This is a genomic window from Pseudomonas viridiflava (assembly GCF_900184295.1).
Classification (GTDB): domain Bacteria; phylum Pseudomonadota; class Gammaproteobacteria; order Pseudomonadales; family Pseudomonadaceae; genus Aquipseudomonas; species Aquipseudomonas viridiflava.
Window position 1 is genome coordinate 5,114,440 of record NZ_LT855380.1, and the last position, 20,175, is coordinate 5,134,614.

Annotated in this window: 16 protein-coding genes; 8 read left to right on the forward strand and 8 right to left on the reverse strand. The window is 58.3% G+C overall.

Annotation, left to right across the window (positions count from 1 at the left end; translation table 11 throughout):
• The first annotated feature begins 64 nt into the window (after positions 1-64).
• Both CFBP1590_RS23005 and CFBP1590_RS23010 read left to right on the forward strand, forming a co-directional pair.
• Positions 65-1,942, forward strand: a complete 1,878-nt coding sequence (locus CFBP1590_RS23005; protein WP_088235995.1) for a DUF294 nucleotidyltransferase-like domain-containing protein — start codon at positions 65-67, stop codon at positions 1,940-1,942.
• A complete protein-coding gene (locus CFBP1590_RS23010) occupies positions 1,939-2,664 on the forward strand; it encodes a 3'-5' exonuclease (protein ID WP_088235996.1) in 726 nt (241 codons plus the stop codon). The genes CFBP1590_RS23005 and CFBP1590_RS23010 overlap by 4 nt, the downstream gene beginning before the upstream one ends.
• Positions 2,665-2,728: 64 nt before the next feature.
• Here the strand turns inward: CFBP1590_RS23010 and CFBP1590_RS23015 are convergent, their stop codons facing one another.
• On the reverse strand, positions 2,729-4,399 hold the full coding sequence (locus tag CFBP1590_RS23015; protein ID WP_088235997.1) for a BCCT family transporter: 1,671 nt from the start codon (positions 4,397-4,399) through the stop codon (positions 2,729-2,731).
• A gap of 448 nt (positions 4,400-4,847) precedes the next feature.
• Here CFBP1590_RS23015 and CFBP1590_RS23025 point away from each other — a divergent pair, with 448 nt between their 5' ends.
• Positions 4,848-5,717: a sensor domain-containing diguanylate cyclase gene (locus CFBP1590_RS23025; RefSeq protein ID WP_088235999.1), complete on the forward strand. Its 870-nt coding sequence runs from the start codon at positions 4,848-4,850 to the stop codon at positions 5,715-5,717.
• 197 nt (positions 5,718-5,914) lie between these two features.
• Here CFBP1590_RS23025 and CFBP1590_RS23030 read toward each other — a convergent pair whose 3' ends face one another.
• Genes CFBP1590_RS23030 through CFBP1590_RS23050 form a run of 5 tightly spaced genes read right to left on the reverse strand, consistent with a single transcriptional unit; the run spans position 5,915 to position 11,262 of the window.
• The gene (locus tag CFBP1590_RS23030; RefSeq protein ID WP_029242018.1) at positions 5,915-7,429 is read right to left on the reverse strand and encodes an ABC transporter substrate-binding protein; all 1,515 of its coding nucleotides are present in this window, start codon (positions 7,427-7,429) and stop codon (positions 5,915-5,917) included.
• A 47-nt stretch (positions 7,430-7,476) separates the two neighbouring features.
• Positions 7,477-8,457 (reverse strand): ABC transporter ATP-binding protein, encoded by a 981-nt coding sequence (locus tag CFBP1590_RS23035; RefSeq protein WP_029242017.1) that lies wholly within the window; start codon positions 8,455-8,457, stop codon positions 7,477-7,479.
• A complete protein-coding gene (locus CFBP1590_RS23040) occupies positions 8,454-9,458 on the reverse strand; it encodes an ABC transporter ATP-binding protein (RefSeq protein WP_088236000.1) in 1,005 nt (334 codons plus the stop codon). The genes CFBP1590_RS23035 and CFBP1590_RS23040 overlap by 4 nt, the downstream gene beginning before the upstream one ends.
• Positions 9,455-10,318: an ABC transporter permease gene (locus CFBP1590_RS23045; RefSeq protein ID WP_029242015.1), complete on the reverse strand. Its 864-nt coding sequence runs from the start codon at positions 10,316-10,318 to the stop codon at positions 9,455-9,457. The genes CFBP1590_RS23040 and CFBP1590_RS23045 overlap by 4 nt, the downstream gene beginning before the upstream one ends.
• Positions 10,315-11,262 carry an ABC transporter permease gene (locus CFBP1590_RS23050; RefSeq protein WP_029242014.1) on the reverse strand — a complete coding sequence of 316 codons (948 nt, stop codon included), beginning with the start codon at positions 11,260-11,262 and terminating at the stop codon, positions 10,315-10,317. The genes CFBP1590_RS23045 and CFBP1590_RS23050 overlap by 4 nt, the downstream gene beginning before the upstream one ends.
• Positions 11,263-11,548: 286 nt before the next feature.
• Between CFBP1590_RS23050 and CFBP1590_RS23055 the strand changes: the two genes are divergently transcribed.
• The 5 genes from CFBP1590_RS23055 (at position 11,549) to CFBP1590_RS23075 (ending at position 17,886) form a co-directional block, all read left to right on the forward strand.
• Positions 11,549-12,313, forward strand: a complete 765-nt coding sequence (locus CFBP1590_RS23055) for a LuxR family transcriptional regulator (RefSeq protein WP_029242013.1) — start codon at positions 11,549-11,551, stop codon at positions 12,311-12,313.
• A 96-nt stretch (positions 12,314-12,409) separates the two neighbouring features.
• Entirely contained in the window at positions 12,410-13,354 is a 945-nt protein-coding gene (locus tag CFBP1590_RS23060; protein ID WP_088236001.1) for a proline iminopeptidase-family hydrolase, read from the forward strand.
• A 340-nt stretch (positions 13,355-13,694) separates the two neighbouring features.
• The gene (locus CFBP1590_RS23065; RefSeq protein WP_088236002.1) at positions 13,695-15,320 is read left to right on the forward strand and encodes a methyl-accepting chemotaxis protein; all 1,626 of its coding nucleotides are present in this window, start codon (positions 13,695-13,697) and stop codon (positions 15,318-15,320) included.
• A 287-nt stretch (positions 15,321-15,607) separates the two neighbouring features.
• Positions 15,608-16,231: a response regulator gene (locus CFBP1590_RS23070; protein ID WP_088236003.1), complete on the forward strand. Its 624-nt coding sequence runs from the start codon at positions 15,608-15,610 to the stop codon at positions 16,229-16,231.
• Between the two features lie 38 nt (positions 16,232-16,269).
• A complete protein-coding gene (locus CFBP1590_RS23075; RefSeq protein WP_167383128.1) occupies positions 16,270-17,886 on the forward strand; it encodes an ATP-binding response regulator in 1,617 nt (538 codons plus the stop codon).
• 3 nt (positions 17,887-17,889) lie between these two features.
• Here the strand turns inward: CFBP1590_RS23075 and CFBP1590_RS23080 are convergent, their stop codons facing one another.
• Entirely contained in the window at positions 17,890-18,387 is a 498-nt protein-coding gene (locus tag CFBP1590_RS23080) for a hypothetical protein (RefSeq protein ID WP_231991763.1), read from the reverse strand.
• Between the two features lie 202 nt (positions 18,388-18,589).
• Positions 18,590-19,858, reverse strand: a complete 1,269-nt coding sequence (locus tag CFBP1590_RS23085; protein ID WP_088236006.1) for an OmpP1/FadL family transporter — start codon at positions 19,856-19,858, stop codon at positions 18,590-18,592.
• Between the last annotated feature and the right edge of the window lie 317 nt (positions 19,859-20,175).

The window sequence follows — 20,175 nt, forward strand, 5'->3', positions numbered from 1 at the left end:
GTTCGCCAGACGGATTGCCCAGCGAACGGGCAGTCCGCCCACACACGTTAGCGCACGAGGTTTCATGCAGATCGAACTTCAGGAGATCAGCGATCACCTTCATCGCTTCCCTCCTTTCGACGTATTGCCCAAAGACACGCTGGACATGATTGCCCAGCGAATCGAGGTCAGCTACTTCAGGGCAGGCAGCGTCATTCTCGAAGCAGGGTCGCAGATCACTGATCTGCACTATGTGCGCAGCGGCGCGGTTGAGATCTACCGCCGCACGGGAGAGCTCTACAACCGGCTGGTCGAAGGCGACATTTTCGGCCAGGCGGGGCTCTTGCGCAGCAACAAGGTTCGCTTTCCGGCCAAGGCGCTCGAAGACAGCCTGATCTATTTCATCCCTTCGGACATGTTTGCCGAGCTGTGCGAACGCCATGACAGCTTCGCCGATTTCGTCGAAGCCGAAGGTCACTCGCGACTCAAATCAGCAGTCGAAGCCCAGGGACGCGCCAGCGAGCTGATTCAACTCAAATCGTTGGCGCTGATTTCCCGCTCGCTGGTCTGGGTTTCGCCACAGACCAGTGTGCAGCAGGCAGCCCAGCTGATGAGCAAGGAAAGCGTTTCCTGCGTGGTGGTCCTCGACAAACCTGCCGACGGTACCGAAAAAATGCTCGGTATCGTCACCGACAGAGACCTGCGTAACCGCGTGGTGGCGGCCAATCTGAGTGGCGATACCGAAATTACACAGGTCATGTCGGCCGACCCTGTAACGATTCAGGCCAACGACTCGGTATTCGAGGCGATGCTGTGCATGCTCAGGCACAACATTCACCACCTGCCGGTCATGGATCGCGGCCGTACCAAGGGCCTGATCAACCTGTCGGACATCATTCGGCACGAGTCACAGAGCAGCCTGTATCTGGTCAACAGCATTTCCAACCAGACATCGGTTTCGGGCCTGCAGTCCTTGTTGCGCGATCTTCGTGGCACGTACATCCGTATGGTTCGTGACGGCGCAACCGCACACATGATCGGCAGTGCCATTTCCGGCATCGGCCGCGCCTTTACGCAGCGTCTGCTGGAACTGGGCGAGCGGGAACTGGGGCCGGCTCCCGTTCCGTACTGCTTCATGGCGCTGGGTTCCATGGCGCGGGACGAACAGTTGCTGGTCACCGACCAGGACAACGCCCTGGTGCTGGACGACAGTTTTGACCCCGGCCTGCATGACGACTACTTCAAAAAGCTCGCCGCCTTCGTCAGCGACGGACTGGCGGCGTGCGGATACAGTTATTGCAAGGGCGGCATCATGGCCACCAACGCGCAGTGGCGTCAGCCGTTGCATGTCTGGAAATCCTATTTCGCGCAGTGGATCGAAAAGCCCAGTGCTGCGACCCTTCTCAACAGCTGCATTTTTTTCGACCTGGACGGCGTGTACGGGCAACTGCAGCTGGTTGAAACGCTCAAGACGCTCTGCGCCGAAAAGTCGAAGGAAAACCCCGACTTTCTGGCTGCGATGGCCAGAAATGCGCTCAATCGGACGCCGCCGCTGGGCTTCTTCCGAACCTTTGTGATGGAAACCGATGGGCGCCAGAAGCAGATCATCAATCTCAAGGGGCGCGGGACTGCGCCGTTGACCGACCTGATTCGCGTCCACGCCCTGGCCTGTGGCTCGACCGCGCAGAACTCGTTCGATCGCCTGGACGCCATCAGCGCGACACGCTTGATCCAGCCGGAGGGCCTGCAGCATCTGCGCTACGCGCTCGAGTTTTTATCGATGGTGCGGATTCGCCATCAGGCGGAGGCGATGGAACAGGGACAGGAACCCGACAATTACATCGAGCCCGAGCGTTTCACCACCAGCGAGCGCCACAACCTGAAAGAATCCTTTCAAGTGCTCAGCAGCGCGCAGAAATTCCTGCGTTTTCGCTACCCGGGTCAAACGCGGTCATTGCGATGAGCCGGACCGTGAAGCCAGACCAAGACGTTGCGCCCCTGAATTGGCCAGAGACGTTTGACCGACTGACGCAAACGTCCCGCCATCCGCTCCTGCAAAACTATTACCGCTCCGGCGTTCCGGGAGCAGATGAGCCTCTGGACGAGATCCCGTTGCTCGCCATGGACCTGGAGACCACTGGGCTGAATGCCGAGTCCGACAACATCGTCAGCATTGGCATCATGCCCTTCACCCTCAAGCGCATACAGTGCGGCCGGTCACTCTACTGGGTGATAAAACCTCCCACCGAGCTGAGCAGTGCTTCAGTGGTGTTTCACCACATCACCCACGCAGACATCCACAGTGCGCCGCAGCTGTCCGACGTGATGGAGCAGTTGCTGACCGCGATGGCAGGCAAGGTCATGGTGGTGCACTACAGAGCCATCGAGCGCAATTTTCTCGATCAGGCATTACGCAGACAGATTGGTGAAGGGCTTCAGTTTCCGGTCATCGACACCATGCAACTGGAGGCGCGCCTGTACCGAAAAAAACGTGGCTGGATTGACCGCTTGCTGAGGCGTCAGCCGGTGTCGATCCGGCTGGCCGACAGCCGCAGTCGCTACCATCTTCCGCAGTACCTTGCGCACCATGCCTTGACCGACGCACTGGCAACGGCGGAGCTGCTGCAAGCGCAGATAGCCACGCACTATGCGCCATCGACGACCGTGGGTGAGGTATGGAGTTGATGACTGGAAGCGAAGGATGACCTGAACGCAGCGACCCGAAGGCTCGCTGCGTTCAGTCGTCAGATCAGGAGCGTGGCTCGGACAGCAGCCCCTTGACCAGCGAGATACAGCCCAGCATCAGCACAATCGCAAACGGCAGACCGGTCGAAACCGCCATCGCCTGCAGTGCGACCAGGCCGCCGCCCAGCAACAGGGCAATGGCGATAACGCCTTCAATGACGGCCCAGAAAACACGCTGAGGAACCGGCGCGTTGACCTTGCCGCCAGCCGTGATGGTGTCGATCACCAATGAGCCGGAGTCGGACGAGGTGATGAAGAACACGATCACCAGAACGATACCCAGGAACGAGGTGATTTCCTTGAGCGGGAGCTCGCCCAGCATGGCGAACAGCTTCAGCTCGAGCACGGCATCCTTCACGCTGACCACGCCTTGCAGCGTTGCCTGATCGATGGCCGTGCCGCCAAACGTCGTCATCCAGAGCACCGACACCAGCGTTGGAACCAGAAGGACCGAAATCAGGAACTCGCGGACCGTACGCCCACGACTGACGCGTGCAATGAACATCCCGACAAAAGGAGACCAACTGATCCACCATGCCCAATAGAACGCTGTCCAGCCTTGAGTGAACTCGGTATCGGTACGTCCGAACGGGTTGGAAAGTGCGGGCAGGTATTCGACGTAGTTGACCAGGTTATGGAAGAACCCGGTAAAGATGGCCACTGTTGGACCCACCACGATAATGAAGACGAGCAAAAGCAGTGCAAGTCCCATATTGACCTGCGACAGCAACTTCACACCCTTGTCCAGACCGGCAAGTACCGACCACAGTGCAATCAGCGTAATGCCCACGATCAGCACGACTTTGCTCACATTGCTGGATTTGATACCAAACAGATATTCGATACCCGCAGCAGCCTGCTCGGCACCAATTCCCAGCGAAGTGGCCAGGCCGAAGAGCGTGGCAAACACCGCCAGAATATCAATGATATGCCCGGGCCAGCCCCACACCCGCTCACCCAGCAACGGGTAGAAGATGGAGCGGATCGAAAGCGGCAATCCCTTGTTATAGGAAAACAGTGCAAGCGATAACGCGACAATTGCGTAAATGGCCCACGGATGCAGACCCCAATGGAAAATGGTCGCCGCCATCGCCAGATCGGCGGATGCCTTCATGTCACCCTGCGCGCCGCCCAATGGCGCCCAGTCGGTACGCAAGCCCGCCGCATCGACACTGACACCATCCATTGCCGCAGAATAGTGAGACATCGGCTCGGCAACGCCATAGAACATCAGCCCGATGCCCATGCCTGCGGCGAACAGCATCGAGAACCAGCCCACATACGTGTAATCCGGTTTGGCTTCCCTGCCGCCAATACGAACCTTGCCGAGCGGCGACACGATGAGCGCCAGACACAGCACGACAAAAACGTTGGCCACGCTCATGAACAACCAGGCCAGATGCCCGGTCAACCAATTGCGTATCGCGTTGAAGAGCGGCTCTACTTCGGCCTGAAGTGCAAGTGTCAGCACGACAAAGAGCACCACCGTCGCGGCCGAAATAATGAATACCTTGCCGTGGATATCAAGCGAGAACGAGAACTGGCCCTTGATATTATCCTGGCCAATCACATAGTCGGTATCGATCAGATTAGCGTCGCCGCTGGGTGCCGGGATGCCTTCGATATTGGCATTCTGCGTTTGTTCCGGCACGTCATTTTCAGGTTTTTTATCCACAAGAACCTCCTTTATAAACAGCACGCTACAACATGCAGCCGTCTGAATCCTCGCTGTTCCTATGGTAAAACGAGTCTAAGCGTTTCATGGTAACAATAGATGACAACGCACTAAGCCGTTGCCGTGACCACCCGGACCAGACCCACGCCCGGCCCACAAAGTTCAGAATGCAGCCTCAACCCTGATCGTGCCCATCGCTCTGCGCCACCTTCGAGAGCGGACGCGGAGCGTCCTGGGAGGCATTCCCACGCGGAGCGTAGGAACGATCAGCGTGATCTCAAGCACGCCGATCATGCCCATGCTTGTGCTCAGCGTTATACAAGAGTCTTGCTGCGACCACGGACTGTGGGGCACGCGTTGAAAGAGCATCAGAAAGCCATCATTTCCTCGACGCGCCAGTCGATGATCAGGCTATGATCGGGACGACCTGACCCGGACGTTCCTGAACATGCCCGTTGACCTCCAAGCGCTCTACCCCAAGCTCATCCATCTGATGCTGGATACGGTCTTTGTGGTCGACAGCGACAACCAGATCGTATTCGTCAGCGATGCGTGCGAGACGCTGTTGGGCTATCGCGCTGCCGAGCTGGTCGGGACGCAGATTACTGGCTATATGCACCCTGAAGACCTGGCGGCCACGAAAGCGTCTATCGACCGGGTCATGAACGGGCAACCGCACTTCGATTTCCGTAACCGTTACCTTCGCAAGGATGGAAGCATCGTCTACATCCTGTGGGCGGCGTTCTGGTCTGAAGAAGTCGGCGCACGGATCGGCGTCGCGCGTGATGTGACGGCGCTGGCCAAGGCCGAGAAAGAGTTACGCTTTCTGGCCCATCATGATCCTTTGACAGCGCTGACCAACCGCTCGCTTTTCAACGAACGGCTCGACGAAGCCTTGCGGGTTGCACGTCATAGCCAAAGCTCGCTGGCCTTGTTGTTCCTGGACGTCAATGATTTCAAGGGCATCAACGACGTGCACGGGCATGCTGCGGGCGATCAGGTGCTGTGTACGGTGGCTCGGCGCCTGGAACGTTGCATTGGCGAGACAGGCACGGTGGCCCGTGTTGGCGGTGACGAATTCACAGTCTTGCTGACGGATATTCCGTCCCGGGACGCGGTGTCCATGAAAGTCAGACAGATTCTTGAGGCCATGGCTGAACCGCTGGATGAGGCGTCTGGCGCAATAGCCATGCCGTCCTGCAGCATCGGCGTCGCGTGTTATCCGGCAGATGGGGAAGACGCCGACACCCTGCTCAGCCATGCGGACGGCGATATGTATCGGGTCAAAAGGCAGCGGCCTTTCAGCAATAAAATGTAGCCAGCTGAATAAAAAACCGTTAGTGGGAGGCGGCTTGCCGGCGATGCAGTCGACGCGGTATGTCAGGAATATCGCGTCATCGTTCATCGCCGACAAGCCGTCTCCCACGGTCCGGTGTTTGCTGCGCTACAGCGCTACATCAAAGACGTCGTGAGGGCTCCCACAGTCTGGGGTCTGCGACCAGACAACACCGAACCTCAACGCTTGACCGTCTCCTCCAGCGTGAAGCGACCCAGCGGGTTCTGGCCGAAGTGTTCGATGTTCTTGCGCGACACGCTGATGTACGGGCTGTAGTAGAGGTCGATCCAGTTCACGTCGGCCTTGGCCATTTTCTGCAGGTCGATGTACATCTGCTCACGTTTTTTCGGGTCCATTTCCACGCGGGCGGCGGCAACCAGCTCCTTGACCTTGTCGTTCTTGTAGCGGGTCATGTAGTTCATGTTGGTGTCATGCCCGAGCACGAACGTGGTCTTCTGGTCCGGGTCGAGGATGTCGTTGGTCCAGTACATCACGGAGATGTCGTAGTCACCGGCGATCAGCATGTCCCAGCTCTGGCTCGGGTCGACTTTCTGCAGCGTGGTGGTCACGCCAACCTTGGCCAGTTGCTGTTGCAGCATGACGGCGATCTGCTCGTCGACTTCGTTGCCTGCGTTGACGATGTAATTGAGTTTCAGGTCTGAAGCGCCCGCGTCGGCCAGCATTTTCTTCGCTTTCACCGGGTCGTAAGGGCGTTGCAGGTTGTCAGCATAGTGATACAGCGCGCCTTTGGGGATGTAGGAATTGGCAACAGTACCCAGTCCGAAGGTGGCGGCTTCTACGAGGGATTTCTTGTCGATGGCCATGTCCAGCGCCTGACGCACTTCCACTTTCGCCAGTGCGCCATGCTCATGGTTGATCAGCAGGTGATCTTCGCGGGTGGACGGGTCTTCATGTACGACCAGACCGGCGTCTTTCTTCAGAGTCTCCACGCGGGAAAACGGCACGTAGATCGCGGCATCCAGCTCGCCGGCCTGGACCTTGAGCATGCGAGTGTTGTCGTCCGGTACCGAGATCCACTCAACACCGTCAAGGCTGACGGTCGAGGCTTCCCAGAAGTTGGGGTTCTTTTCCAGAATCACCCGGTCGCCACGTCGCCACTCCTTGACGGTAAACGCACCCGACCCCACCGGTTTTTCCGCGTAGGCTTCTTCGCCCAGACTTTTCATGGCTTTCTCGGAAAGAATCGAGACGTTGGGCAGCGCCAGTTGCGAGAGGAACGAAGCCGACGGATGTTTCAGGGTGATCACCAGCGTGTGCGGGTCGCTTGCCACAGCGGTGTCGATGATTTTGTACGAGTCGCTCCACAGCGAGCCTTTGTCATCACGAATGCGCAGCAGGCTGAACACCGCATCGCTGGCAGTCAGCTCGGAGCCGTCGGAAAACTTCGACGGGCGCATCTTCAAGGTGTAGGTGAGTCCGTCCGGTGAAATGCTCCAGCTTTCTGCCAGCCCCGGCACCAGTTTCGTGCCCTTGTTATCAACGCGGATCAGCACGTCGTAGACGTTGGAAAACACCCAGTTATCGATGTTCTGCGCGCTCTTGATCGGGTCGAACGTGGTGCCGTCTTCGCGACGGCCGATGGTCAGCACGCCAGCGGCTTCCGCCACCCCGGCAGCCAGAGAACAGGCCGCCAGCATGGCGACGGTCAGCAACTTCACAGGTCGTGCTTTCATATACGGAAACTCCTTGTCGGTATCGAGAACGGATAGTGATTACGGGATCAGAAAACGGGTTCTTCAAGCACACAGTCGTAGCGCTGTTCGCCCACATGACGCGTGGGCGGTGCGATGCTGGAACAATCGGCTCGGGCAAAACGGCAGCGTGGATGAAACGCGCAGCCGTCCGGCAGATGCAGCGTGCTCGGCGGTTCGCCCTGCAGCGGTTCGCTGGGTAACGGGCGGTCCGGATCGATTTCCGGGATCGCCTGAATCAGGGCGGCGGTGTAGGGATGACGCGGGCTGAGAAACACCGACTCGACAGGTCCTTCCTCGACGATGCGGCCCAGGTACATCACTGCCACCCGATCACAGAGCCGGCGCACGATGGCCAGGTCGTGAGCAATGAACAGAATGGCCAGGTTCATGCGCTGGCGCAGTTCCAGCAGCAGGTTGATGATCTGGCCCTGAATCGACACATCCAGCGCGGCCACGCACTCGTCGGCAATGATCAGCCGCGGCTCGATGGCCAGCGCGCGGGCGATACCGACCCGCTGACACTGCCCGCCGCTCAGGGCGCCGGGCTTACGGTCGGCGAACTCCGGGCGCAGGCCGACCATGTCCAGCAGTTCGATAACGCGCGCCGGAATGTCGGGCCTGGCGACCTTGCGCTGCACATGCAGCACCTCAGCCAACGTGGCGCCGATGGTCATGCGTGGATTGAGCGAAGAGAACGGGTCCTGAAAGATCATTGCCGTTTCGCTGCGCAGGCGTTGCAGATGAATGCCGCTGCCCTGCGCCACGTCCACGTCATCGAAAACGATCTGCCCGGAAGTCACGTCATTCAGGCGCAGAATGGCGCGGCCCAGCGTGCTCTTGCCGCTACCGGACTCGCCCACCAGCCCCAGCGTCTCGCCTGCGCCGATGGTCAGAGACACACCGTTGACGGCCTGCACCCATTGTTTGTGCATGCCCAGAAAACCGGTTCCGGAAGCCGGGAAACGCACGACCAGATCATTCACGTTCAGCAACGTCGGGCCGCTCATGAGTGCACATCTTCGGTGTGCGTCGACGTCACCGGTAACGGGTAATGGCAGGCAGCGGCGTGGTTGTCGCCGACAGAACGCATGAACGGTAACTGTGCAGCACAATCCGGACCGGCGTGCGTGCAGCGCGTATGGAGCCGGCAGCCTTCGGGCAGTGCATCGAGCAGCGGCGGCTGACCGGGAATAGTGCGCAACAGCGCATTGCCCGCACTGCTGGCGGGCTGACACTCGATCAGGCCGCGCGTATAGGGATGTCGCGCACGGGCCAGCACACCGCGTTTGCTGCCGTGCTCGCACAGGCGACCGGCGTACATCACGGCGATGGAGTCGCAGGTTTGCGCCACCACGCCCAGGTCGTGGGTGATCATGATCAGCGAAAGCCCGTGGCGATCACGCAAGTCGAGCAACAACCGCAGGATCTGCGCCTGAACGGTCACGTCGAGCGCGGTGGTCGGCTCGTCGGCAATCAGCACCTGCGGCCCGCAGCCCAACGCAACGGCAATCATGGCGCGCTGGCGCATGCCGCCGGAAAACTCATGGGGATAGTTGTCCACGCGGGACGCCGGATCGGGAATACCGACCTGACGCAACAGGTCGATGGCCTGCGCCCTCGCCTCGCGCTTCGACGAGCCCTGATGCAGACGAAAGCCTTCGGCAATCTGCTCGCCGATGCGCATCAACGGATCGAGGTGGCTGCTGGGGTTCTGGAAGATCATGCCGATGCGACGCCCGCGCATGGCGCGCATCCGGGCCGCGTCGAGCGTGAGCAGATCGACATCGTTGAGCAGCACCGATCCACCGCGCACCTGCAGGTCCGGCGATGGCATCAACTGCATCAAGGCCCGGCAGGCCATGGTCTTGCCCGAACCGCTCTCACCGACCAGACCGAGAATCTCACCCTGATGCAGCTTGAATGACAGCCGATCCACCAGCGTCACCTCGCGGCCACGGTTGCAGGCGACCACGCTCATGTCGTTGACCTTCAGTACCGGCGTGTTCATCGACGTTCTCCCAACGTTTCGGCCACGCCGTCCGCCAGCAGGCTGAAGCCCATGGCCAAGGTGACGATGGCCAGGCCCGGAAACAGACAGATCCACCAGGCAGTGGTCAAAAACGCCTGACCTTCGGCAACCATCGTGCCCCACTCCGCCAGCGGCGGCTGTACGCCCAGTCCCAGATAGCTGACCGCTGCGCCACTGAGCAGCACCAGCACCGCATCGGACATGGAAAACACAATCGAGCCGAACAGCGCGTTGGGCAGCAGGTGACGAAACAGAATGCGCAGGTGACCAAAGCCCAAACTCTTGGCGGCAAGAGCAAAGTCGCTTTCCTTGAGCACCAGGATCTGCGAACGGATCAGACGCGCATAAGACACCCAGCCCACCAGCGCCATGGCGATATAGAAGCTGGTCAGGCCGGGGCCGAGAATTGCGATGATCGCCAGCATCAGCACCAGAAACGGGAACGCCAGCACGATGTCGATCACGCGCATGCACAGGTTGTCGACGCGACCGCCAATGTAGCCGGACAGCGCGCCGACAAAGGTGCCGATCATGAACGGGAAGATGACGCCGAGCACGCAGATCTGCAGGTCGACACGGGCCGCCCAGATCACGCGGGAAAGAATATCGCGCCCGAAATTGTCGGTGCCGAACGGGTGGGCCAGGTGCGGCCCCATCAGGCGCAATTCGGTGTTCTGGAAGATCGGATCATAGGGCGCCAGCCACGGCGCGAAGATCGCCAGCAGCAGCCACATGCCCAGCAGCGAACCACCGAGCAGCATGGCCAGCCGACCATTGCGCAAGCGTAGACGCAGACGCGTACGCCATTGAGCAGGAGCATGGGTCTGGGCCGTGTTCATTTGATGTTCACCCGTGGATCGACCGCAACCGTGGCCACGTCCGCCAGAAAGTTCACCATGACCGTCCCGCAGGCCAGCACCATCGCAACGCCCTGCACGACCATGTAGTCGCGGCTGAAGATGCCACGCACCAGCAACTGACCAATGCCCGGAATGGCGAACAGGCTTTCGATAACCACGGTGCCGCTGATCAGCCAGCCGATGTTCACTGCCAGCAGGTTGATGGACGGCACCAACGAGTTGGGCAACACGTGACGGCGAAACAGTGCGCCTTCACTGACGCCTCTGGCTCGGGCTGCCGTGACGTGATCGGCCTGCAACTCCATCAGCATGCTGGCGCGCAGGTTTCGCACCAGCACTGCGGACAGCGCCAGCGCGATGGTCAGGCACGGCAGCACCATGTGATGAAGCTTGTCGAGCCAGTCGTTGCCATAACCAGATACCGGAAACCAGCCCAGCTTCACGCTGAACAGCAGGATCAGCATGATACCAAGCCAGAACGCGGGCATGCCCAGTCCGGTGGTGGTAAACACACGAATCAGGTTATCGCCCCAACTGCCTTTGTTGCGCGCGGCCAGCGTGGCGAGCGGGATAGCAATCAGCAGCGCCAGCAGGACGCTGCCCAACACCAGAAACAGGGTCGGTTCCAGGCGTGTGACGATCAGTTTCAGGACATCAATCTTGTACAGCAGCGACTTGCCCATATCGCCCTGCAGCAGATTTTTCATGAAGTAGACGTATTGCATCCACATCGGCTGATCGAGCCCGTATTGAGCGCGAATGTTGGCCAGCGCATCGGGCGTGCTGCGGGCACCCAGCAGGATGCGCGCCGGGTCACCGGGGATCGAGCGCACCAGAATGAAGGTCACCAGGCTGATACCGAACAACACCGGCAGCAGCTGCAACGGGCGCTGGAGAATGAAACGATAACGACCCAGATTCATTGCGTGTCCCGAGGTGGTTGAAGAAAGATCGAGCAGGACCGAAAAATCGCTGCGGGCCTCTCATGATAGAACGACACGTCAGAACCGTTGGAAAACGCCCTTCGCCTACCGTTATCCCCGGCAGGTCATGACTCAACCCTATCGCGCCGTCCATCGGGTGACAGCTAGCAATTCTTATAGGTTTTCAACGCGCAGATCGTCCGGATTCATGCGCGTGGCACTTTCCTTGCTTCGTTCATTGCTATAGTTGTCGTTCGATGGGTCGAGTGACAAAGGAAGTCATGCCATGCACGTGAGGTTGTCGGATTTCAATACACGTCTACAGTCTGCAGCCACGCTGGACCAGCAGATGGACTGCGCATGGATGCTTGCGTCGGGGCTCGGTTTCGACTCGGTGGTTTACGATTACAGCCCGGTGCCCGTGGCCCATGATGGTGCACTGATCACCCCTTCACTGCTGACATTGCGCAATGCCCCCGAAGACTGGCATACGCTCTGGTGCCGCAAGGGCTATTACCAGATCGACCCTGTTCAACAACTGGCGGTAAACAGCGTCTCGCCATTTGTGTGGTCTTACCAACCGAAGGCGGAAACCGTATTGCGCACGGTGATCAAGGACCTGCACACACCCGTGGTGCGATATCTGAACGAATTCCACATGACCTGCGGCGTGACCGTGCCAATCCACATGCCTAAAGGTGGCTTCGCAACGCTCACCGGTATCTGCTCGGACAGCAGCGACGCGGCACTGGAAGACGCCCGACAAAGTCTCGCCGAGTTCGGCCTGCTGGCTCATGCCTTTCAGGAAGTGGCTTACCCGATGTTCGACGAGGCCATGCACTCGTGCACGGCAATCAAACTCACGCGCCGCGAACGCGAATGCTTGCGCTGGTCTGCCGAAGGCCTGACCGCCAGGGAAATTGCCCAGCACCTCAATCGCTCCGTCGCCACCGTGACACTGCACCTCAACTCTGCCATGCAGAAGCTCGGTGCGAAGAACCGCGTACAGGCCGTGGTGCGCGCCGTACATTATAGGTTGCTGGACAGCTGACCCTTTGTTTCGGGCCAAAACCTATCATTTCTTACAGTTATCGCTGACGAAAAACAGCGCTAAGGTGCCCCGATCCATAACCGGGAGACCGACAGCATGTCAGAGATAATGATCCAGGAAGGTTACGCACCCTTTGGCCAGTACCAGACCTGGTATCGCATCACTGGCGATCTGCGTGGTCCCCACACGCCGCTGGTCATCCTTCACGGAGGTCCCGGCTGCACCCATGACTACGTGGATGCGTTCAAGGACATCGCCAGCACCGGCCGCGCCGTCGTTCATTACGACCAGTTGGGAAACGGCAAGTCGACTCATTTGCAGGACAAAAAAGCAGACTTCTGGACAGTCGAGCTATTTCTGGCGGAGCTGGACAACCTGCTGATGCATTTGGACATCGCCAACAACTACGCCCTGCTGGGCCAGTCCTGGGGTGGCATGCTCGCCTCCGAACACGCTGTACTCAGGCCGTCCGGTCTTAAAGCGCTGGTCATCGCCAACTCGCCAGCCGACATGCACACCTGGGTCAGCGAAGCCAACCGGCTGCGTCGGGAGTTGCCGGAAGCCGTACAGAAAACGCTTTTGCGACACGAGCAGGCCGGCACTTTGCAGGACGAGGAATACAAGGAAGCGTCTCGCCTCTTTTATAACCGTCATGTGTGCCGTGTTAAGCCATGGCCTGAGGAAGTGCAGCGTACGTTCGACCAGATTGATGAAGACCCGACCGTTTACCACGCCATGAACGGACCGACCGAGTTTCATGTGATCGGCACCATGAAAGACTGGACCATCATTGATCGCCTGCACCTCGTTCAAGTGCCGACGCTGCTGATTTCCGGCCGTTATGACGAAGCCACGCCGCGAGTGGTAAAGCCTTACGAGGACAACGTACCCGGCATTAAGGCGGTGGTTTTCAAAGAGTCCAGCCACATGCCGCACGTGGAAGAGCGCACGGCCTGCATGGGTGTCGTCGCGAAATTTCTGGATGGCGCGGGCGCGTCCGCCAAGGCCCGATGCAACGCCACGGCGTCAGGTCGAAAGTGAAGAGCATTTACTCCATGCGATCGGCCTCGTCCGCTCCCGACACACTCGTTTGAGGTTAATACCGGTCGGATACTTACAAAAATGCGTAACCTCACTCTCAAAAAGCGCTAACACCTTAGAGTAAATACTTAACTAACATCCTCTATTAGCGGGATAGGTAAAATCTATAAACGCGTTTTTGACGCCCTTCAAACGTGCCAGGCTACTTCCAGTAACGCGTATTTAAATGAATAATTTTTAATGAATTTTCAACTCAATAAAGTTCAACTCCGGCAGAAATATTGTTCACACGAAGGGGACATTCTATCCCCCGCAAGACGCTTTGCCGCCGGAGGCAAACATGAACCTCAGATCCCTCAATATTTCACGCAGAGCGTCGCTCTGCTTCGGCATCATAACGGTCCTGCTGGTCGGGCTCGGTGTCTTTTCGTACGTTCAGATGGGCCATCTTCGGGCGGCCGAACAAAACATTTCGCTGAATTCGCTTCCCAGCGTTCAGGTCATCGATGACATTCAGGTCGCCCTGCTCCATGCGCGCCTGGAAAGTATCCGAATGCTGGCTACCACTGAGCCTTCCTCGCATTCTGCGGCCGTCGCCAAAACCAATGACGCCATCGCAGCGCTCCAGTCGAGCAATGAGTTCTATCGAAAGAACCTGATTTCCGGCGAGCAGGACCGGGTCAACTTCGACGATGCCGGTTCGAAGATGGTGCAGTACGTCGATGGCGTGAAACAGGTCATTGCGCTGGACTCAACCGATCACGACAAGGCCCTTTTGTTCGCCAACACTGAGCAGGCGCAACGGGCTGTTGCGTATCAGGACAAGCTCACCGCCCTGCGCGAACAGAACGTACAGGAGGCCAAGCGCTCCGGTGACGATGCAACCGTGGTGTATGACCATAGTGTCAAAGTACTTCTGGTCGTAGTGATCGTTGCCTTTATTCTCACGGTATTCCTCGCCGTCGCTTTGACGCGCAGCATTGTCGAGCCGATCAGCTCTTCACTGTCGCTGGCAGAAGACATCGCAGCAGGCGACCTGACCCGGCAACTTGAAGTGACCGGCAAGGATGAGGCGTCGCGACTGATGCACGCGCTCAACCTGATGTCGAAGAACCTGCGCGACACCATCCAGCAGATTTCCGGCGCTTCGACACAACTGAGCACTGCGGCAGTCGAAATGACGTCGATTACAGAAAGTGCCGACCGTACGCTGCAACAGCAGAACAGCGAAATCGAACAGGCGGCCACCGCCGTGAATGAAATGAGCGCTGCGGTGGAAGAAGTTGCACGAAACGCCACGTCAACGTCCGAGGCAGCGAAACAGTCGCGCGTAGCCGCTGAGTTGGGCAACAGGCGAGTGACCGAAACGCTGACCGCGATGCAGGGCCTGACCCATCTGGTCGAAGGCTCATCGGCGCAAGTCACCGCACTGGCCAATCAGGCGCAGGACATCAGCAAAGTGCTCAGCGTCATCCGCGCCATTGCCGAACAGACCAACCTGCTAGCGCTGAACGCGGCCATCGAAGCAGCACGTGCAGGCGAACAGGGCCGCGGCTTTGCCGTGGTGGCCGACGAGGTTCGTGCCCTGGCTCATCGCACACAAACGTCGACGCAGGAAATCGAGCAGATGATCTCTGCCATCCAGGCGGGTTCCTCCGCCACCGTTGAATCCATGCAAAAGAGCACCCTGGAAGTGCACAGCACCCGCAAGACGGCCGAAGACGCTGGCCAGTCGCTGCTCCAGATCACCGATTCGGTGCTTGAAATCAACGACCGCAACCTGCAGATCGCCACCGCTTCGGAAGAGCAGGCTCACGTTGCACGGGACGTGGATCGCAGTCTGATCAGCATTCGTGATCTCGCGATCCAGAGCAGCGAAGGCACTCGCCAGACACTGCTGGCCAGCAATGAGTTGTCCAGGCTTGCCGTGAATATGAATAATCTGGTGCTGCGATTCAGGACATAATGTGGAACCTGGCTAAACCGTTTGATAATCACCCGCCTGTTGTTGCTATCCACAGGGATGCGCAACAGGCCGTCCACATAGCCATATGGAACGAAAGTGCAGATAAGTATGGAAACCTGTTCTTGAATGGTTCATCTAGCAACACGACTTGCCCTACAAGCGTGCACGACTAATAACAAACCGCCACTACTCAGGCCTTATATACGTTAATAGTCTCTGTATCAGCCACGATACACTCGCTTGATCAGGTATGATGCCCTCTACTCTGAGTAGTGGAAGTATGCGGCATGCCTTGCAGAATTATTGTGGCCGATGATCATCCGTTATTTCGTGAGGGCATGCTGCGTACTGTAGAACGCCTGGTGCCCGACGCGGTGATCGAACAGGCTGGCAATCTTGACGAAGTGCTTGAACTGGCGCGCTCGGGTGACGAGATTGACACGCTGGTGCTGGACTTGCGCTTCCCCGGCCTTGTTTCAATGCAGACCATTGGCGAACTTCGCAAGGAGTTCAAGCGCACCTCAATCATTGTGGTGTCCATGGTCGATGATATGGACACTATTTCAGAGGTCATGGCGCAGGGCGCTGATGGCTTTATCGGCAAGAATATCGATCCGCTGGAAATTGCCGAAGCGTTCATTGCCATTCGCAATGGCGATGTCGTGGTCAAGTACAAGCCGGAAGGCTCGATTCTGGGCGACGTGGAAATGTCTGCACTCAGCCACCTGACCAGCAGGCAAAAAGAAGTTCTGGGACTGGTCGCGTCAGGCAAGACCAACAAGGAGATTGCCAAGGAACTGGGCATCTCGCCCTTTACCGTTCGCATTCATGTTTCCAGCCTGCTCAAGACACTGGGTGTGCCAACCCGATCTGCTGCCGCCGCGCAATTTTCCAGCCTGTCCATCAAGTAACCGTCATGTCGATATTGCCCAAACGCATTGATCTGGAAATGACTCAGGCGCTATTGCGCATGGCCGTCATTGCCACTTCAACGCTGTACACGCTCATAACGTATGCGCTGGATGAAATCTCCGAAGAGCGCATGTTCGTGATTCTGGGCTACTGCCTGGGTTTCGCCGTCGTGACGATCGGCCTGATTGTGCGCATCGCCCAGCGGCCGGGGGCTTCCGGCAGGCGGCGCCTGTTTGCGCTGGTCACCGACAATCTGGCAGGGATCGTCACCATCACCGTGGGCGGCGAAGCGTTGCTTCCGGTTTACTCGGTCATGCTGAGCATGACGGTCGGTTACGGCATGCGCTATGGGCGCAATTACCTGTTGCTGGCGACCGGTTTCTCGATGATTTCCCTGCTGATCATCATTGCCCTGACCCCCTTCCTGCGCGAACACCACGCGGTCGCAGTCATGATGATCCTGACCATGCTGGTGCTGCCGTTGTTCGTCTACTTTCTGCTCGGCCGACTGCACCTGGCCCTCAAGGAAACCGAAGAGGCCAACCAGGCCAAGTCACGGTTTCTGGCTCAGGCCAGCCATGACCTGCGACAACCGATCCACTCCATCAGCCTGTTCACGGCGTGCCTGCGCGACGCCAGCCTGGGTGACAACGAGCGTCGACTGGTCGACAACATCGACCGCGCGCTGGGTTCGGTCGAGCAGTTGTTCCGCTCCTTGCTGGACATCTACACGCTCAATCGCGGCGAAGTCACGCCACGCCTGGAGACGGTAGATCTGGACGCATTGCTCAAGGGATTGGCGAGCCAGAACAGTGAGGCAGCCAGTTGGGCCGGTGTGCAGATTCGCGTGCGCAACAGCAAACACCACGTCCGTACCGACGCGGCGCTGCTGAGTACGCTGTTGCAGAATCTGGTTTCCAACACCTTCAAATACGCCCCCGGCAAACCAATACTCATCGGTTGTCGCAAGCGTAAGGGCAAGCTCGACATTGGCGTTTATGACCAGGGTCGTGGCATTTCCGCCGAACATTTGCCTCACCTGTGCAACGAGTTTTATCGCGTGCGGGAAAAGCGCGACCGGGACATCGAAGGTGTCGGGCTGGGCCTGAGCATTGTCAGTCGCATCGCCCGGCTCATGAAATTGAAGGTCAATATCCACTCGATTCCGGAGCGCGGTACGGTGGTCATGGTTACGGGATTGCCCGTTGTCGCGGCCAGGCTACCTGTCCAGACTTCCAACATCGACTGGAACAAGCGTCTGCTCGGCGGGCTGCGGGTCATGTTGATCGAGGACAATCAAAACGTGCTGCAGGCCACTGCCATGTTATTGAGCAAGTGGGGGTGTGAGGTCCAGACGTCTGTCAGCATTTCCGACGCTCACGTTGACTGTGATCTGGTCATCACCGACTTCGATCTGGACCGTAGTGCATCAGGCGCTGACTGCATCGCCTACCTGAACCGGCTGCAAGGCCGGCGCATTCCCGCCATCGTGATCACCGGCCACGAACTTCAACACGTCCGCCAGGCATTGAATGACCCGGACATTCCGGTGCTCTCGAAACCGGTCCGACCCGCCGAACTTCGCTCACTGTTGCTGAGTTTCAAGGTGGGCTCAACCCCATCCTCCAGCGGTCAGTATATTGCCGAGCGCTAACGGTCAGCGCGTGCTGTAGTGGTCAACGACGTTGCCTTTGAAATAGATATAGATTGTGCCGATGTTCGCCTGTCGTCCGGTTGATTGTGTTCCTGTCACTGTACTGGCATCCTCCATCACTTCCTGGGCATCGCCAATACGTGATTCACCTTGCCACATGGCCGACCCGACCTCTCCGGAACCATATTTGTTCGCGTATTTATAAGCCACTTTCTTCAAGGCGTTGAAACCTGAGTCACTGCGATAGTAAGACCAATCCGAGGTATTATCGGCGACGTCGTCTTGCGCAGACGTCGGTGCCCCGAACTTCTGGCGAATCTGCTCTTTGGTGGACTTGCCAGGAATGATATTGGCTTTTATGAACGCCGGCGAATACTTCGATTCACCGGTGATTGCATCCAGCGGATTGCCACCGCCTGTAGAGCAGGCTGTCAGTGTCGACAGTATTGCCAATGCCGCCATCAATCCTTTTAACCTTGCCACTCGGCCAAACACACCCATGCCAGCGCTCTCCACTATCAGCCTATCGTTAAAGGTCTATCGAAAATCCGGCACGACACGTCTCGCAGGGCCGCTGTAACCAGCGGCCCTGAAGATGGATGTGCATAGAAGATTCGATATCAGCTAGTTGAGTAGGTTAAGGCGCTCAACCGAGGCAGGGCTATAGTGCAGATGTACTAGTCAGCGCTTCAAACTGAAAGAACTAGAAACGATACGTCGCGCCAACGCCGAGAAAACTCGCACTGTTTTCATAACGGGCGCTGTAACTGGCCAATGCATTAGAACGGCTGACATTCACGCTTTCTTCCTTGAGCCAGGAATAGGCAACGTCGAGGGTCAGGTCTTTGCTCAGGTCGTAGGCTGCGCCCACGCTGTATATCGTGCGATCGCCTGTCGGCGTGCGTGGCGAGCGGTTGGTGTTGCTGGTCGGCGATTGATCGAAGCGGATGCCGGTTCGCAGAAGCCATTGGGCATTGAGGCGATAGGACGTACCCAGCGCATAAGCCCAGGTGTCGTGCCAGTCCAGACCGCCCGCAACGGCATTCGACAGTGACGAGGCCAGCACGCCACCGACCGCAGGGCTGATGCTTTGCGTGCTGAAGTCCAGGTCTTTCATGCGGCTCCACCGGGTCCAGGTCGCCCCCGCGTAAAGCTTCCAGGCATCGCTCAGGTCTTGCGTGACCGACAGATCCACGGACTCCGGCGTGTCCAGTTGCAGCGAGCAGTCATACCGATTGCTGGTCAGTATCTGCGGCGGCGTTCCAGCGCCGGTGGCTACGTTGGTGTGGCAATCAAGGTCGTAGCGGACTCGCGAGTGGTACGTCATGCCCGCTCGTGTGGTGTCCGTCAGGTTGGCCAGAATGCCGACATTGAAACCCAGGGCCACATCGTCACCCTTGACCTTCACATTGGTGTCCGGGATGGCAGGGTTGAGTGTCAGATCGGACTCCAGCTCGCCTGCCAGCCGGTTGATGGTCGGTCCGAAGCCAATGGAAACACGATCATTGAAGGCGTAACTGACCGTGGGTTGCAGCGTGATCACCCGAGCGTCGCTTCTGCTGGCAAACGCACGTCCCTGAAAGCCCGACTCGTAATCGGTCGCCAGACCGAACGGCGCGTAAACACCCATCCCGAATGCCCACTGTTCATTCGGCTTGTAGGTATAAAACCCGAAAGGAATGGCCTTGAACGGCACCATGTCGCCCTTGTTCGTACCGGTGGAACGGCCGCTTGGGTTACTGATGTCGGAGGACGCGTCGATGAAGGTGACGCCGCCGGTGATCTGCTGCCCCTGCAGCCGCGCCATGCCCGCCGGGTTTCCATACACCGTACTGGCGTCGTCGGCCGAGGATGCACGACCGGCGAATGCCGTTCCCATGCCACTGATGCTTTGTTCGTTGAGTCCGAAGCCGCCCGCGCAAAGCTGGGTCGAAACCACGGCAAAGGTAAAGCCCAACGTGATTTTTTGCATGGATCTCGCTACTCGTGGCAGGTCACTGTTCGATAAGGGTCATCAGGCGTGAAGACATGTACGCGCCGGAGCGTTTCAGGACCTGAAAGGCCGTGGGCATACGCGCGGCAGACAGGCCTGCATCGACTCAATGGGCAATCAAGGAGCCTATCAGCGAGTAAAAACACGCTCTATAGTACAGGTGTACTAATGGCTCTTTGCCGCAGCATGAGTGCGTTGTTTTCTGATCGGCAGCCTTGTTAGTGCATGCAACTGCGAACGCTTATTGACGCCAATGCTCTGCCGTTAAAGGGCCTGCTGTCATATTCCAGGAATAT